Source organism: Halopseudomonas salina (assembly GCF_008641105.1).
The window spans coordinates 224638-241395 of the sequence record NZ_VTTI01000001.1 but is presented as its reverse complement, the minus strand read 5'-3'; the positions used below and the strand labels follow the sequence as shown (position 1 = coordinate 241395).

General features: G+C 57.2%; 16 protein-coding genes. 5 read left to right on the top strand and 11 right to left on the bottom strand.

Translation table 11 applies throughout. The features are described 5' to 3' along the window. Positions 1–166: 166 nt before the first annotated feature. From FZF01_RS01055 to FZF01_RS01005, 11 genes are all read right to left on the bottom strand, one after another. Positions 167–1291: an alanine--glyoxylate aminotransferase family protein gene (locus FZF01_RS01055; RefSeq protein WP_150276249.1), complete on the bottom strand. Its 1125-nt coding sequence runs from the start codon at positions 1289–1291 to the stop codon at positions 167–169. Between the two features lie 87 nt (positions 1292–1378). Continuing rightward, on the bottom strand, positions 1379–1906 hold the full coding sequence (locus tag FZF01_RS01050) for a DUF4334 domain-containing protein (RefSeq protein ID WP_223825345.1): 528 nt from the start codon (positions 1904–1906) through the stop codon (positions 1379–1381). Between the two features lie 41 nt (positions 1907–1947). Further along, on the bottom strand, positions 1948–2553 hold the full coding sequence (locus FZF01_RS01045; protein WP_150276248.1) for a TetR/AcrR family transcriptional regulator: 606 nt from the start codon (positions 2551–2553) through the stop codon (positions 1948–1950). Between the two features lie 223 nt (positions 2554–2776). Next, a complete protein-coding gene (locus FZF01_RS01040) occupies positions 2777–3646 on the bottom strand; it encodes an ABC transporter permease subunit (protein WP_150276247.1) in 870 nt (289 codons plus the stop codon). Continuing rightward, entirely contained in the window at positions 3643–4548 is a 906-nt protein-coding gene (locus FZF01_RS01035; protein ID WP_150276246.1) for an ABC transporter permease subunit, read from the bottom strand. The genes FZF01_RS01040 and FZF01_RS01035 overlap by 4 nt, the downstream gene beginning before the upstream one ends. Further along, positions 4545–5681 (bottom strand): ABC transporter ATP-binding protein, encoded by a 1137-nt coding sequence (locus tag FZF01_RS01030; RefSeq protein WP_150276245.1) that lies wholly within the window; start codon positions 5679–5681, stop codon positions 4545–4547. Before FZF01_RS01030 ends, FZF01_RS01035 begins: the two co-directional genes overlap by 4 nt. A 107-nt stretch (positions 5682–5788) precedes the next feature. Then, on the bottom strand, positions 5789–6904 hold the full coding sequence (locus tag FZF01_RS01025) for a polyamine ABC transporter substrate-binding protein (protein WP_223825344.1): 1116 nt from the start codon (positions 6902–6904) through the stop codon (positions 5789–5791). Between the two features lie 104 nt (positions 6905–7008). Continuing rightward, positions 7009–8106 carry an extracellular solute-binding protein gene (locus tag FZF01_RS01020; protein WP_223825343.1) on the bottom strand — a complete coding sequence of 366 codons (1098 nt, stop codon included), beginning with the start codon at positions 8104–8106 and terminating at the stop codon, positions 7009–7011. Between the two features lie 61 nt (positions 8107–8167). Beyond that, positions 8168–9562 (bottom strand): aspartate aminotransferase family protein, encoded by a 1395-nt coding sequence (locus FZF01_RS01015; protein WP_150276244.1) that lies wholly within the window; start codon positions 9560–9562, stop codon positions 8168–8170. A 94-nt stretch (positions 9563–9656) separates the two neighbouring features. After that, a complete protein-coding gene (locus tag FZF01_RS01010) occupies positions 9657–11003 on the bottom strand; it encodes a glutamine synthetase family protein (protein ID WP_150276243.1) in 1347 nt (448 codons plus the stop codon). A gap of 7 nt (positions 11004–11010) precedes the next feature. After that, positions 11011–11772 (bottom strand): gamma-glutamyl-gamma-aminobutyrate hydrolase family protein, encoded by a 762-nt coding sequence (locus FZF01_RS01005; RefSeq protein ID WP_150276242.1) that lies wholly within the window; start codon positions 11770–11772, stop codon positions 11011–11013. A gap of 273 nt (positions 11773–12045) precedes the next feature. Between FZF01_RS01005 and FZF01_RS01000 the strand changes: the two genes are divergently transcribed. From FZF01_RS01000 to aguA, 5 genes are all read left to right on the top strand, one after another. Next, the gene (locus FZF01_RS01000; RefSeq protein WP_150276241.1) at positions 12046–13455 is read left to right on the top strand and encodes a glutamine synthetase family protein; all 1410 of its coding nucleotides are present in this window, start codon (positions 12046–12048) and stop codon (positions 13453–13455) included. A gap of 134 nt (positions 13456–13589) precedes the next feature. After that, positions 13590–13907: a hypothetical protein gene (locus tag FZF01_RS00995; RefSeq protein WP_150276240.1), complete on the top strand. Its 318-nt coding sequence runs from the start codon at positions 13590–13592 to the stop codon at positions 13905–13907. Between the two features lie 98 nt (positions 13908–14005). After that, a complete protein-coding gene (locus FZF01_RS00990) occupies positions 14006–14662 on the top strand; it encodes a TetR/AcrR family transcriptional regulator (RefSeq protein WP_188434328.1) in 657 nt (218 codons plus the stop codon). Positions 14663–14770: 108 nt separating this feature from the next. Beyond that, positions 14771–15649, top strand: coding sequence for an N-carbamoylputrescine amidase (gene aguB / locus FZF01_RS00985; RefSeq protein WP_150276238.1), 879 nt, complete (start codon positions 14771–14773; stop codon positions 15647–15649). Next, a complete protein-coding gene (gene aguA / locus FZF01_RS00980) occupies positions 15649–16746 on the top strand; it encodes an agmatine deiminase (RefSeq protein ID WP_150276237.1) in 1098 nt (365 codons plus the stop codon). Before aguB ends, aguA begins: the two co-directional genes overlap by 1 nt. Positions 16747–16758 lie beyond the last annotated feature (12 nt).

Sequence of the window (16758 nt, the reverse complement as noted above, 5' to 3'; positions counted from 1 at the left end):
CGCAAGCTACAAGCTACAAGCTACAAGCAAACCCAGTCCTGCGCTTTGTTTCAAGACAGAATAATCCGCGCCGCTGGTACCTGGCACATATATCCGGATGTGCACGTGTTGCTTGTGGCTTGAAGCTTGCCGCTTGCAGCTGGGTTTACCCGCTTGCCGCTGCGCTTCAGATCGCTTCCAGCGCCTTGCGCAGATTACCAACGGTGCGCTCGATATTGTGCAGCTTGTCGAGTCCGAACAGGCCGATGCGGAAGGTCTTGAAGCTGGCTGGTTCGTCGCACATCAAGGGAACGCCGGCGGCAGTCTGCAGGCCATGGGCGCCAAATGCCTTGCCGTTCTGAATGTTGTCTTCGGTGGTATAGCTGACAACAACGCCCGGCGCTTCGAAACCTTCGCCGGCGACGCTCTTAAACCCCTTCTCCTTGAGTAGCGTGCGTACCGCCCGACCCAGCTCCAGCTGCTCGTGCTTGACCTTGTCGAAACCGTATTCGCGGGTTTCCAGCATGGTGTCGCGGAACTGTAGCAAGGCATCGGTGGGCATGGTGGCGTGGTAGGCGTGACCGCCGTTTTCGTAGGCCTGCATGATGTTCAGCCACTTTTTCAGGTCGCAGGCAAAGCTGTTGCTGGTGGTGTCTGCGATGCGCTCCATGGCCAGTGTGCTGAGCATGACCAGCGCGCTGCAGGGTGACGCGCTCCAGCCCTTTTGCGGTGCGCTGATCAGTACGTCGACGCCGCAGTCGCGCATACCGACCCAGACGGTACCAGAGGCGATACAGTCGAGTACGAACAGGCCGCCTACCTCGTGCACCGCATCGGCCACTGCGCGCAGGTAGTCATCAGGAAGCATGATGCCGGCGGAGGTCTCAACATGGGGTGCAAATACCAGGTCGGGCTTGCTGGCGCGAATTTCTGCGACCACTTCGTCAATCGGGGCTGGAGTAAAGGGGCTCTGGTCGCCGGGCTCGGCCTGTCGCGCCTTGAGAACGGTTTCTTCGGCAGGCAGCCGGCCCATCTCGAATATCTGGCTCCAGCGATAGCTGAACCAGCCATTGCGCAGTACTAGGCAGCGCTTGTCCTGGGCAAACTGGCGAGCGACCGCTTCCATACCGTAAGTGCCGCCGCCAGGAACGACCACAACCCCGGCAGCTTGGTATACATCCTTCAGGGTGCCGGAAATGTCGCGCATGACCTGCTGAAATGCAGCAGACATGTGATTTAGCGAGCGGTCGGTAAAGACCACGGAATATTCGAGCAGACCATCGGGATCAATGGCAGGAACCAGGCTGGACACGGATAATTTCTCCTTTGGGTGCTTTGGTGTCACCGGCCGCCAGCGACCGGTGCAGTTCAAGCCCCTATCCTAACCTGATTTGACGTCTCATTCTCGGGTCAGGTGGAAAACGAAATCTGTCGGCTTGCCCTTGATATCGCCCAGGCCGATGACTACGTTGTCGTTGACCTTGCGAAAGTAATCCATGATCGGCTGGGTGTCGTAGATGAGTGCAGCAGAGCTCACGCCCTTGTACTTGATCTCGCGCATCTGTGCGCCACCTAGCTTCTCGAAGGTCTGCACCTTGCCCTCGCTATCAGTCACAAGCAGGGGCTCCACGTCTGTGATTGAGTTGAAGCGCTTGCCATACCAGTTGATCGGATCGGGCTCGGTGCCGCCGTCGAATTTGCCACCCTTCCAGGTACCCAGCATGAAATCGGTGTCGATCGGCTCCAGCTGTTCGAACAGAGGAAGCAGGGTCTCTGCCGGATAGGCCTTGCCACTCTCAATCATCTTCAGCCAGCGGTCTTCTACTTCGCCGGCCATGGCCAGACCTGCAAGTCCTGGACTGAGGGCTGCGCCCAGAATGAGGGCGCCGAGGACTTTTCTGTTGTTGCTCTTGTTGGTTTTACTCATTGCTGATCTCCACGGTTGTTTTTTGCGTGGTACAGCAAGGCTCAGCCGGTACACAGGCTCCAGCAGGCGTCACGGGCAGCATTGATATCCGCCTGGTCCAGGCTGAACAGCCCGTCCCGCTCGGCCCGTATCAGGTTCACGAAAGCTCCCCAGATCAATGCCATCAATACCTCGGCGCGGATATCCTCACGATAGACGCCCTGTTCCTGCAACCGGCGATAGTAGGCCAGAATAGGCGCTATCGCCTCATGCTCCATGGTGCGGCTCTGTTCATCCAGATAGGGACGATGGTCCTGCAGCTCCATGAAGCGATAAGATTCAGGCGCCTCCCGGGTATAAGCGACCATCCGTTCCCAGACCAGAGCGAAGCTCTCTTTGGGGGTAAGGCTCTTGTCCAGATTGGCGTAGAGTCGCTTGTTGAGGTTCAGTTTCTCTTCCCGGAACAGTTCATTGACCAATACTTCCTTGCTGCTGAAGTACCGATAAATGGTGCCCGTACCCACACCTGCCTGCTCGGCAAGAACGGGCATGGGCACACCGTTGACTCCGCCCTCGGCAAACACCTTCAAGGCTGCCTGTAATATGGCAGTACGTTTGTCCTTGATGCGTGGACGGGGTGCGGTTGCAGTTTTCGAATGGGTATTCATTCGGCCAGTTTAACCGGTATTGCCTTGCTGTACATAATCGCCAATACCCCTGAAATCCATGGTGCCTGTGGTGCAGCGTGCTGGACCCGAAATGTATTGGCTGTTCGGAATAAAATGAACGTTCATTCCGTAGCTGAGAGTAATACTTTGGGGAGGCGCTGCCAAGGATTTTGTCTAATGCAGGTTGCACAAGAGAGAGCGGGACCTGAGTCCCGCTCTAGCGTCAGCTCTTGCGACTGTTGATGACGGATTGCCAGGTGACGTGTTCGTCGTCCTCGGGCGGGGGTGTACGGCTGCGCTTGTCAGCGCTGCGTACCAGGAACCAGGCCAGCAATGTGAATAGACCTACTGCGAGTAGGATGACACTGGCAATGGCGTTGATTTCCGGCTTCACGCCCAGACGAACCGCGGAGAATACTTCCATCGGCAAAGTGGTCGCGCCGGGACCCGAGACGAAACTGGCAAGAACCAGGTCGTCCAGCGAGAGTGTGAAAGACAGCAACCAGCCAGCGGCGATCGAGGGTGCAATCATGGGCACAGTGATCAGCAAAAAGGTTTTCCATGGTGGTGCGCCCAGGTCCATCGCGGCTTCCTCGATGGACTGGTCCAGCTCACCCAGGCGGCCGCTTACCACGATTGCCACGTAGGCAGTACAGAAGGTGGTATGCGCGATCCAGATGGTCATTATTCCGCGTTCAGCTGGCCATCCCAGCAGCTGTGCCATGGCCACAAATAACAAGAGCAGGGAAAGACCGGTGATCACCTCGGGCATGACCAGAGGAGCGGTCACCAGGCCCGAGAACAGCGTGCGGCCACGAAAGCGTTTGATTCGTGTCATCACGAAGGCCGCCAATGTACCCAGTGCGACCGCCGCGCAGGCAGTGTAGAACGCAATCTGCAGGCTGCGTTTGACCGCATTCATCAACTGGGTATTGTCCAGCAGGCCAACATACCAATGCACCGACCAGCCGCCCCACACCGTCACCAGTCGTGAGGCATTGAACGAGTAGATGACCAGGATGACCATTGGTATATATATGAATGCCAACCCGGCCCACAGGGCGACGGTGGAGAAATCGGGACGCTTGCTCATGCGTTCTTCTCCATGGCCCGTGATTGGTTGTAGTGGAAGAAGATGATCGGTATCAGCAGGATTGCCAGCATGATGATCGCCAATGCTGCGGCCACCGGCCAGTCGCGATTGTTGAAGAATTCCTGCCAGAGGATCTTGCCGATCATCAGGGTCTCGGGGCCACCAAGCAGCTCGGGAATCACGAATTCACCGACAACAGGAATGAACACCAGCATCGAGCCGGCAATGATGCCGGTTTTCGACAAGGGTACGGTGACTTTCCAGAAGGCCTTGAGTCTGCCGGCGCCCAGATCCATGGCGGCTTCCAGGAGGCTATGATCATGCTTGACGAGATTCGCGTAGAGCGGCAGCACCATGAAAGGCAGGTAGGCATAGACCACGCCGATATACACAGCGGTGTTGGTATTGAGAATCTCCATGGGCGTGCTGATGATCCCGATCGACATCAGGAAGTTGTTGAGCAGCCCGTTGGTGCTGAGAATGCCCATCCAGGCGTACACGCGAATCAGTATCGCAGTCCAGGTTGGCATCATTACCAGTAGCAGATAAACCAGTTGCTTCTCCCGCGGTGCACGGGCGATGGCCAGTGCCATTGGGTATCCGAGCAGCAGGCAGATAATGGTCGAGATCAGGGCGACCTTCAGGGAGCCCAGGTACGCCGCCAGGTACAGTGAATCCTCACTGAGAAAGATGTAGTTGCCCAGGTTGACCATGACCGTGAGCGACTGCTCGGCATAATCAAACAGGGGGCTGTAGGGCGGTATGGAGATGGCAGCCTGGGAAAAGCTGATCTTCAGCACGATGGCGAAGGGCAGCAGGAAAAACAGGAACAGCCAGAGATAGGGAACGCTGATTACCCAGAATCGTCCGCTGGGCAGCAGCCGGGAGAGAGTGTTTTTCATGACTGCAGAATCACCCCGCTGTCGTCATCCCAGCTGATGTAGACCTTATCTTCCCAGGTCATGCGCGGCAGGCGACGCTCTGAGTTGGCAAAAAAGGTCTGCACGATATGACTGCTGGCAAGCTTGATGTAGAACACCGAGTGGCCCCCCAGGTAGGCAATGTCGTGGATTTCTCCGTGGGCCCAGTTGTATTCGGATTCGGGCTTTTCCACAGTTACCCAAACCTTTTCGGGGCGCAGGGCGTAGGTGATGTTCTTGTCCTGCACACGGGTGGTGATGCCGTGACCGATATAGATCGGCCGGTCCAGCTCAGCACATTCGATAATCGCGTGGTTTTCCATATCCGCGACCAGTTGCCCCTCGAAGATGTTCACGCTGCCGATAAATTCGGCAACATGCCGACTGGCCGGGCTTTCATAGATATCCATCGGCGAGCCCACCTGGGCAATCCAGCCCTGATGCATGATGGCGATGCGCTGGGCCATGGTCATGGCTTCTTCCTGGTCGTGGGTCACCATGATGCAGGTCACCCCGACCCGTTCGATGATCTCGACCAGTTCCAGCTGCATCTGCGAGCGCAGCTTCTTGTCCAGCGCGCCCATGGGCTCGTCGAGCAACAACACCTTGGGGCTCTTGGCCAATGAGCGTGCCAGGGCGACGCGCTGGCGCTGGCCACCTGAGAGCTGATTGGGTTTGCGCCGGGCGTACTCGGTCATATGTACAAGCTTGAGCATCTCGGCGACCCTGGCACTGATCTCCGCGCGACTGAGCCTGTCCTGTTTCAGACCAAAGGCAATATTCTGCTCTACCGTCATATGCGGGAACAGGGCGTAAGACTGGAACATCATGTTGATTGGGCGTTCGTAGGGCGGCAGATCGGTAATATCCTGGCCGTCAAGAAACACTCGACCCTCACTAGGCCGTTCAAAACCGGCAAGTATGCGCAGGAGGGTGGATTTGCCTGATCCCGAGCCGCCCAACAGCGCGAAGATTTCACCGCGGTTGATGGTCAGGCTGACGTCGTCGACCGCCAGGGCGTCGTCGAAACGTTTGCTCACCCGATCAATGCGCACAAATTCGTCGGGTTCGGCCTTGGCCATGGCCTGTTTCATGGCTCCTGCTGCACCAACCATAGTAATCTCCGCGAGTACAATTCAGTGGCCCACGCGGCTGTATGCGCGAGGGCTGATCAATTTTGGGTATTGCCAAAAAGGGGCTGCCGGTAGCAGCCCCTTGCACATTACTGACCGGATTTGATCCGATTCCAGGAACGGGTAACTGTACGTTGTGCTGCCAGCGGCCGCGGCTCGGCGATGTACAGCTTGTCCATCACTTCCTCGGTCGGATAGATGGCAGGATCGTTGAGGATTTCCTCGTCGATCAGCTCGTTTGCCGCTTTGTTGGGGTTGGCGTAGGCAACATAGTCGGTAATTGGTGCCACGACTTCAGGCTGCAATATGTAGTTGATAAAGGCGTGGGCGTTGTCGGGGTTCGGCGCATCCTTGGGTACCGCCATCATGTCGAACCAGAGCTGGGTGCCCTCTTTCGGGATGGCGTAGGCAATGTTTACACCGTTATCGGCCTCGTCAGCCCGATCGGCAGCCTGGAATACGTCGCCAGAGAAGCCTACCGCTACGCAGATGTCGCCGTTGGCCAGATCGCTGATGTAGCGTGAGGAGTGGAAATAGCGAACGGAGTCACGCACGCTCATTAACAGTTCCTCGGCCTTTTTCAGGTCGTCATTGCTGGTGCTGTTCGGATCCAGGCCCAGGTAGCCCAGAGCTGAGGTCATCATGTCATCGCCGGAGTCCAGCATTGAAATGCCGCAGCTGGACAGCTTGCTTGCTACTTCGGGATCAAATACCAGATCCCAGGAGTCAACCGGCGCGTCGTCGCCGAGGATGGCCTTGACCTTGTCGACGTTATAACCGATGCCGTTTGTGCCCCACATGTAGGGAATGGCGTATTTGGTACCCAGCCCGACCGATTCCAACTGAGTGAGCAGCTTGGGATCGAGATTCTTCATGTTTGGCAACTTGCTGTGATCCAGTTCCTGATACACCCCTGCCTGGATCTGCTTGCTCAGGAAGTGGTTGGAGGGAACGACGACATCGAATCCTGAGCGACCGGTCAGCAGGCGTGCGTCCAGCACTTCATTGGAATCGTAGACGTCATAGGTAACCGCGATGCCAGTCTCTTCCTTGAAGTTGGCAACGGTGTCTTCGGCAATGTAGTCAGACCAATTGAAGATCTTGAGCTCACCGGCATCCTGCGCATTAACCGCGGTACTGAGCAGACCGGAAGTGGCGAGAGCCAGTAGGGTCATTTTTATTGGCATTTTCACTGGAACTTTCATGACTTCTCCTATTGCAGGCGCATATCACTGGGGATCTGGCCTGTCTTCTTGCTGGAGGTCGGCGCCCAAATGACGCCGGCCGGTGGTGATTCCTGTTACCTGTATCAGCGACCGGACTTGATGCGTGTCCAGGCGCGTGTGCGAACCCGTTCAATATTGGCTGGCAGCTCTGCCAGTGTGAAGAGTTTATTCAAGGTTTCGTCGCTCGGATAGACACCCGGATCATTCAGTACTGCTTCGTCCACCATGGGCAGGGAGGCTTTGTTGCCATTGGCGTAGGCGACGTAGTTGCTGATGTCGGCGATCACCTCGGGACGGAGTATGTAATCGAGAAAGACGTAGGCGTTATCGACGTTTCTGGCGTCCATCGGCATAACCATCATGTCGAACCACATTGCCGCGCCTTCCCGGGGGATGTTGTACTTGACCTCTTCCCCATTCCCCGCCTCCTCGGCGCGTGCTGCAGCTTGAAGAATATCACCGGACCACCCGACGGCCACGCAGATATCGCCGTTAGCCAGATCGGTGATGAACTTGGATGAATGAAAATAGCGGATATGCGGACGCACGCTTTGCAACAGCGCTTCGGCCTGCTCGTAGTCATCAGGGTTTGTGCTGTTGGGGTTCAGGCCCTGGTAAAAGAGTGCAGAGGGAATGATCTCGGCTGGAGCATCAAGGAAGGCGACGCCGCATTGGGCGAGCTTTTCCATGTTTTCGGGTTTGAAAACCAGGTCCCAGGAGTTGACCGGCGCATCCTCGCCGAGCACTGCCTTGACCTTGGCCTCGTTGTAGCCGATGCCTGTGGTACCCCAGAGATAGGGAAAGGCGTACTGGTTACCCGGGTCATTGTTTTCCAGTGCCTTGAGCAGCACCGGATCGAGGTTATCCCAGTTCTTCAGGCGGCTGCGATCGAGGGGCATAAAGGCGCCGGCCTTGATCTGCTTGCCGAGAAACTGGTTGGACGGTACGACGATGTCGAATCCCGAGCTGCCGGAGAGTAGCTTGGCTTCAAGCACCTCGTTGCTGTCAAAAACGTCGTACACCACGCGGATACCGGTTTCTTCCTGGAATTTCTCCAGGGTGTCCTCGGCTATATAGTCGGACCAATTATAGACGTTGACTACGCCCTCGGCCGATGCGGTACCACTCAGGGCCATGATGCAGGCCGCGGCTAACAGTGTCTTGCTGTTGGATTTGCTCATTGCCGACTTCTCCATTGCGTTGTTATCCATGCGGCCCGGGTCGCGTTGTCGTGAGTGCCCGTCAAGGTTGGCGAGGAGAGACCTCCACGCCCAACTGTTCGGCAGTCATGTCCAGGGCTTTCCAGGCCTTGGTGACCAGCTCATCGATTTCTGCCGGCTTGATGATCAACGGGGGTGACATGATCATCGTGTCACCGACCGCCCGCATCACCAGTCCGTTGCGTACGCACATGTCGCGGCAGATGCTGCCGGCCATGCCCTTTTCTGCAAAACGTTCTCGCGTGGCCTTGTTGCTTACCAGCTCGATCGCGCCCAGAAGACCCACACCGCGTACTTCGCCCACCAACGGATGCTCAGCCAGTTGGGCAATTTTACTTTGCAAATACGGTGCCGCTTTCTCCTTCACGTAGTCGACAATTTTTTCGTCGCGCAGGATTTCCAGGTTCTTCAGGCCCACAGCGGCAGCTACCGGATGGCCCGAATAGGTGTAGCCGTGAAAAAATTCACCACCATGTTCGATCAGCGTTTGTGCGACGCGCTCGCCGACAATCACACCACCCATGGGCAGATAGCCTGAGGTCATGCCCTTGGCAATCGGCATCAGATCGGGTTTGAGGTCGTAATGCTGACTGCCGAACCATTCACCGGTACGGCCGAAACCACAGATCACTTCGTCGATCACCAGCAGGATTTCATGGCGCGCCAGAATGCGTTTGATTTCCGGCCAGTAGGTGTCTGGGGGGATGATCACACCGCCGGCACCCTGGATGGGCTCTGCAATAAATGCCGCGACCTTGTCTTCGCCTACTTCCTGAATCTTCGCTTCCAATTGTTGCGCCGCCCAGATCCCGAACTCGTCAGGCGTCATGTCGCCGCCCTCGCCAAACCAGTATGGCTGAGGGATGTGCACGATACCGGGAATCGGCAGATCGCCCTGTTCGTGCATGGCTGACATGCCGCCCAGGCTCGCACCGGCTACTGTAGAGCCGTGGTAGCCATTGATGCGTCCTATGATGGTCTTCTTGTCGGGCTTGCCCTTTAGATCCCAATAGCGCCGCACCATGCGTAGCACGGTGTCGTTGGACTCCGAGCCCGAGCCGGTAAAGAACACATGGTTCATGTGCTCGGGGGCTATCTGCGCAATGGCGCTGGCAAGCTTTACAGCCGGTGGGTTGGCGCACTGAAAGAAGCTGTTGTAGTAGGGTAGCTCCAGCATCTGTTTGTATGCAGCGTCGGCCAGCTCGGTGCGACCGTAGCCGATATTCACGCACCACAAGCCAGCCATGCCATCGAGCACCTTGTTGCCATCGCTGTCCCAGAGATAGACACCCTCGGCGCGCTCGATAATCCGCGTACCCTTCGCGCCCAGATCCTTGTGATCGGTAAAGGGGTGCAGGTAGTGGGCGTGGTCCATTGCCTGCAGTTGCGCGGTGCTATATGTGATCTGTGTAGTCATGTGTTGTCCTCAACCCCGGCGAGACATTTCTGCTCTCGCCGATACCTGTTCATGTGGAGCGCCCTGCGCTCAGCTTGCCTGGCTCTTGGCCGGCCTAGACGCTCAACAGCAGGAACTCGCGCTCCCAGCTACTGATCACGCGCTTGTAGTTTTCATGCTCGACGCGCTTCACTGCTACGTAGCCGCGGCAGAACTTGCTGCCCAGTACTGCCTCCACGTCGCTGCACTGCTCCATACGTTCCAGCGCCGACTCGAGCGTTAGCGGCAGACGCAGGTTGCGTCGCTCATAGGCCCTGCCCTTGACTGGTGCAGATGGATCCATCTTGCCAACCATACCCAGGTAACCGCATAGCAAGCTGGCCGCAATCGCAATATAGGGGTTGGCGTCCGCCCCTGGCAGGCGGTTTTCCACGCGGCGGTTCTGCGGTGTCGAATCCGGCACTCTCAGGCCAGCAGTGCGGTTCTCTTCACCCCATTCGACGTTGACCGGTGCGGAAGTATCCGGCAGAAATCGACGGAACGAGTTGACGTTGGGCGCGAACAGCGGCAACACCTCGGGTATATAACGCTGCAAGCCACCAATATGGTGCAAAAATAGCTCGCTCATGCTGCCGTCAGGATTAGAGAAGATATTTTTGCCTGTCTTGCGGTCGACGATGCTCTGGTGCAGGTGCATCGCGCTGCCCGGCTCATTGGTGATCGGCTTGGCCATAAAGGTGGCAGTCATGTCGTGCTTGAGTGCCGCCTCGCGCATAGTGCGTTTGAACACCAGAATCTGATCGGCCAGGTGCAGTGGGTCGCCGTGACGGAAATTGATTTCCATCTGCGCCGTGCCTTCCTCGTGGATCAACGTATCCAGATCCAGGCCCTGGGCTTCACACCAGTCGTACATGTCTTCGAACAAGGGGTCGAACTCGTTGGCAGCATCGATCGAGAACGACTGGCGGCCGGTTTCCTGACGTCCGGACCGGCCTATTGGCGGCTGCAGCGGCAGGTCGGGATCTTCGTTGCGTTTGGTCAGGTAGAACTCCATCTCGGGAGCGACCAGTGGCTGCCAGCCCTTGTCGGCATACAGCTTGAGAACCTTCTTGAGAATGTTGCGCGGCGACATCTCGATCGGTTCGCCGGTCTTGTCATAGCAATCGTGAATAATTTGCGCGGTCGGCTCGATCGCCCAGGGCACAAGGTAAATGCCGGTGAAATCGGGCTTGCAGATCATGTCGATGTCGGCAGGATCGAGCAGGTCATAATAAATGTCGTCCTCGACATAATCACCTGTGACCGATTGCAGCAAAATGCTTTCGGGTAGGCGCATGCCTTTTTCCGAAATAAATTTCATTGTCGGTGCAATTTTGCCCCGGGCAATGCCGGTGAGGTCGCTGACCATGCATTCGACTTCGGTGATCTTGTGTTCTTTCAGCCATGCTTCGATGTTGTTCATAAAATCCTCAGGAGTGCCGCGCCGCTCTGGCGCGGCAGGCGTCTCCAAACGCCTGGAATAGGGATAGATAGAAAGGATTGTCACAAACCTGCCATTCCGGATGCCATTGCACGCCTAGCGCGAACGCTGGGGAATCGACAACGGAAAAGGCCTCGATCAATCCGTCTGCTGCGGTAGCTTCAGCTCGCAATCCGGCACCCAGCCGGTCAACACCCTGAGTATGCAGGGAGTTGACCTGTGCCGAATTGCGACCGGCAATTCGCTGCAGAAGGCCCCCCGGTTCCAGCTTGACCTCATGGGCCGGTCCATACTGGACTGCCACGGGTTGTTCCTTGTTTTCCCGATGTTCAATATAGCCGCCTACTTCATGCAGACGCTGATGCAGGCTGCCGCCAAAGACAACATTCATTTCCTGAAAGCCGCGACAGATACAGAGCACCGGAATGCCTCGGTCGATTGCTGTCTTTATAAGCGGTAGAGTGGTGGCATCGCGCTTGGGGTCGTGCCGCGTACCTTCCGCGCTGGCGGGGCCCTGGTAATGATGGGGCTCGACGTTGGAGGGTGATCCGGTGAACATCAGGCCGTCGACGGTATCGAGCAGCTGGTCCGTAGCCAGACGTTCGCCCAGCGCCGGAATCAGCAGTGGCAAGCCGTCGGCACCGTCGACGATGCCAAGGATGTATTTTTCACCTACTATATGGAAAGGGTGCAGGCCCAGCTGATCGGTGCAGCAGGTGATGCCAATCAGGGGTTTTTGAGTAGATGACATGGTTTGCAGCCTGTAGTGAATAACATACATGAATTCATTGTTGTTCAATTTTTCATACAATAGCAACAAAAAATAATTAACACAAAACCCGCCATCAAGGTTCCGATACAGGCATTCAAAAATGCCTCGCAGCCCTGTTTGCGGCCTTATTTGGTGCGGCATGCACCCTATTTGTGCATCAGTGATTCTATTGACTCGTCATAGGCTTTCAGATTTACTCTCTCCCTGTAGCCAACGTGATTGATATATTTTACAAACAACAGGTGACATTCCATGCAATCCCAACCCGGAGCGGACTCTGCAGCAGCCATCGCTGCGCCCGTCAGTGTCCAGGAAGCTGAGGCCTTTTTGGCCGAGCATCCGGAAATCCATTTTATTGACCTTCTTATTGCCGATATGAACGGCATCGTCCGCGGTAAGCGCATAGATCGGTCGGCACTGCTCAAGGCCTACGAAAGAGGCATTGCACTGCCAGCATCGATCTTTGCCCTCAACATCCAGGGCACTACGGTTGAAGAAACCGGCCTGGGGCTGGAAATAGGCGATGCGGATCGGATATGTCTGCCCATCCCCGGCACTCTGAATGTTGAGCCCTGGCAAAAGCGGCCCACCGGGCAGTTGCTGATGACCATGTATGAGGTCGACCGCAAGACGCCCTTCTTCGCAGACCCGCGCTATGTGCTCCAGCGCATTGTTCAACGTTTCAGCGAACTGGGCCTCAAGCCGGTCTCCGCTTTCGAGCTGGAGTTTTACCTGATCGACCAGGAAAACATTACCGGTCGGCCGCAGCCGCCGCGCTCGCCGATGTCAGGCAAGCGCCCCAATTCCGTTCAGGTCTACTCGATGGACGATCTGGACGAGTACGCCGAGTTCCTCCAGGACGTCATCGAAGCTGCCCACGAACAGGGCATCCCCGCTGACGCCATTGTCGCGGAATCGGCGCCGGGCCAGTTCGAGGTCAACCTGCACCATGTGGATGACCCGGTCGTGGCCTGTGACTACAACGTGCTGCTCAAGCGGGTGATCAAGAGCGTAGCCTACGACCATGAAATGGATACTACATTCATGGCCAAGCCCTACTACGATCAGGCCGGCAACGGTATGCACGTGCATATCAGTCTGGAGGACGAACAGGGCAAGAACATTTTCGCTCCCAACGCCGATGGTACGCTGAGCGAGACCCTCCGCTGGGCGGTCGGCGGCCTGCTGCAGACGCTGCCGGAATACATGGCCTTCCTGTGTCCGAACGTGAACTCCTATCGCCGCTTCAGTCCGAGCTTTTTCGTACCCTGCGCAGCTACCTGGGGTATCGATAACCGCACTGTGGCTGTTCGTGTGCCCGGTGGCGAGCCCGATGCGATGCGCATCGAGCACCGTCTGGCTGGCGCCGATGCCAACCCCTATCTGTTGATGGCGGCACTGCTTTCGGCTATCCATTACGGTATCAGCAACAAGATCGAACCGCCGGAAATGACGGAGGGCAATGCCTACGACCAGCACGAGGCTTCCTTGCCAACCAACCTGCGCGATGCTCTGCGGTCGCTGGAGACCTCGGAGGTAATGAAGGAATACATCGGCGAGGAGTATCTTGACGTGTTCGTCCTGTGCAAGGAAAGCGAGCAGGAAGAGTTCGAGCGCACCATCTCCGATCTGGAGTACATGTGGTACCTGCATACGGTCTGATCGATGTGCGGCTGAAGATCAATCCCGCCCCTGAGGCGGGATTGTTGTTTTCAGGCTCTTCTTCGGACGGACGGCCCGAACTTCCCGCTAGCGTCATGCTCGAATGCAGAACACGCGTACGACAGGAGTGCTCGATGAAAAACCGTCTGACATACCGGATCCTGGCTATTGCCATGGGTGCGTTGCTGGTTGCAACTCAAGTGCAGGCTGCCGATACCACGGGTGCGCATACCGGTTCGGGTCACCGCATTCACCAGCAGGATAATGACGCTGGTGGGAGCGGCTCGATCGGCGGAGGTCCTCGCGTGGTGAATCCCGATGACGACAACGGTTATCAGAGTGATTCCACCATCCACCGCACAGGGGGCGATGAACGGACCAATGCCGATGGCAGTGAGTTCGAAACTGATCTTGACGGGACCAGCAACACCACCTTTCCTGGCGACGATTAATTTGCCGGCGGATCTCGGCATCGACCTGCGGGGGCGATGGACACCTGTGCTATCTTCCCCATGCAGGTACCCATGTGCGCCCACGGATGCGAGAGATCATGTCAGCCGTCAAACCTCTGCCCAAACGCCGAGCCAGTAGTCAGGAGCGCATCGATCGCATTCTGGATGCGACAGTGACCTTGCTGGCGCAGCGCTCGCTCGGCGAGTTGTCAATTTATGCCATTGCTGCTCAGGCCGATATTCCCCCTTCTTCGGTTTATCACTTTTTCCCGCAGCTTGCCGACGTGCTTGCTGCTCTGGCGGAGCGAGTCTTTGCGGAGCTGGATGGCGTTCTGGGAGCTGCGCCGGCCGGATTCGAGCCGGCGAGTTGGATGGAGCTTATCGAGCGCCTGGAAGATCGCTTCCAGCAGTATTATCAGTCGCACCCAGCAGCTCGCGAGCTGATTCTGGGTGCCCATGAGCTTGCGGGTGTGCGCCAGGCCGACCGCCACCATGACAGACTTTTGGGTCAGAGTTTGCGCGCCTATCTGGCTCGGTATTACCAGTTGCCAGCGTTGCCGGAGGATGTGGATATCTTTGCCTTGGCGATGCAGGCGGCGGACAAACTGCTGGCGGCAGACCACCAGCAGCATGGGGAGTTGACCGCGCCCATGCGGCGGGAGGCCAAGCGCATGATGGTAGCCTACCTCGGACTCTATCTGCCGCCTGTGTTGCCGCGAGCGAGTGACGCAGCCGATACGGATCCGTTGATGTGATCGATAGTTGTCGTACTGAATGCCGTATTTGATGTAAAACAGGATAATTATTTTGTTTAGCGGATATTTATCCGGTATAAGGTTTTATCAATCTATCAGGAGACCGCCATGACCCGCCTTGTCAGTGTCGCTGCTACCCAAATGAGTTGCTCGTGGGATCGTCAGGACAACATAGCCAAAGCCGAGAAGCTGGTGCGTGAAGCTGCGGCCAGAGGCGCTCAGATCATTCTGATTCAGGAGTTGTTCGAGACCCCCTATTTTTGCCAGAAGCCCAATGCTGAGTATCTGCAATTGGCAACAGAAGTCGACAGTAATCCGGCTATTGCGCATTTTAAGGCGCTGGCCAAGGAGCTCGAGGTCGTTTTGCCGATCAGTTTCTTTGAGCTGGCCGGGCGAGCGCGCTTCAATAGTGTGGTGATCCTTGATGCCGATGGTCGCAATCTGGGTTTGTACCGCAAAAGCCATATTCCTGATGGCCCGGGCTACCACGAAAAGTATTACTTCAATCCTGGCGATACCGGCTTCAAGGTGTGGCAGACCCGCTATGCAAAGATTGGCGTGGGCATTTGCTGGGACCAGTGGTTTCCCGAGTGCGCACGCGCCATGGCCTTGATGGGTGCCGAGATCCTGTTTTATCCGACGGCGATTGGCAGTGAGCCCCATGATTCGACGATCAGCTCCCGGGATCATTGGCAGCGGGTGCAGCAGGGGCATGCCGGAGCGAATCTGATGCCGCTGGTAGCCAGTAATCGCATCGGTCGCGAAGAGCAGGACGGATACGAGATCACCTTTTACGGCTCATCGTTCATCGCCGATCAGTTCGGTGAAAAGGTGCAGGAAGCCAACGAAACGGACGAGACTGTGCTTGTTCAGCAGTTCGATCTGGATCAGCTGGAGCATATACGCAGCGCCTGGGGCAGCTTCCGTGATCGACGGCCGAATCTGTACGGTCCGCTGAAAACCCTCGATGGTTCACTGGAGTCCTGATGTACACATTGCATAGCACGCCCCGCGCAGACAGTTACAGCATGCCCGCCGAATGGGCCCCGCATAGCCAGACCTGGATGATCTGGCCCGAGCGTTCGGACAACTGGCGCCAGGGCGGCAAGCCTGCCCAGGCCGCGTTTGCCGAGGTTGCCAAGGCCATTGCCGGGTTCGAGCCCGTCACCGTCTGTGTTTCGCAGGCGCAGTATGAGAACGCCAATCTGCAGTTGAGTCACCCCGGCATCCGGGTGATCGAGTTGAGTTCAGATGACGCCTGGGTGCGCGACACTGGCCCCACCTTTGTTACCAATAGCCAGGGTGGTCTGCGCGGGGTGGACTGGACGTTCAACGCCTGGGGCGGTTTCAACGGTGGTCTTTACTGGCCCTGGCAGCGTGACGATCAGGTGGCCGACAAGATTCTCGGGATTGAACGCTGCCCGCGCTACCGTACCGAGGGGTTTGTACTCGAGGGTGGATCGATCCATGTGGATGGCGAAGGCACCTTGCTGACCACCGAGGAGTGTCTGCTCAACAGCAACCGCAATCCGCACCTGCTGCGCGAGGAAATCGAAGTGGTTCTAGCCGACCACCTGGGCATCAGCAAGGTGATCTGGTTGCCGGAAGGTCTCTATAACGACGAGACCGACGGCCATGTGGACAACTTCTGTTGTTTCGTACGCCCCGGCGAGGTGTTGCTGGCCTGGACAGACGACGAGAGTGATCCCAATTATCCGCGCTGCCAGGCGGCGCTGCGGGTGCTGCAGGCCAGTCGAGATGCGCAGGGTCGCGAGCTGGTTGTGCACAAGATGCCGATTCCGGGTCCACTGTATGCGACCGCGGAAGAATGCGCCGGAGTTGACCGGGTAGCAGGCAGTCAACCACGGGATCCATCGATCCGGTTGGCCGGTTCCTACGTCAATTTTCTGATCGTAAACGACGGCATTATTGCACCCAGTTTCGACGACCCGCAGGACGAGCCGGCCCGCGAGCTACTGCAGCAGCTGTTCCCGGACCGCCGGGTAGTGACGGTGCCGGGCCGTGAGATTCTGCTTGGTGGCGGCAATATCCACTGCATAACCCAGCAGCAGCCCGCCACCTGAACAGGCGGCGGA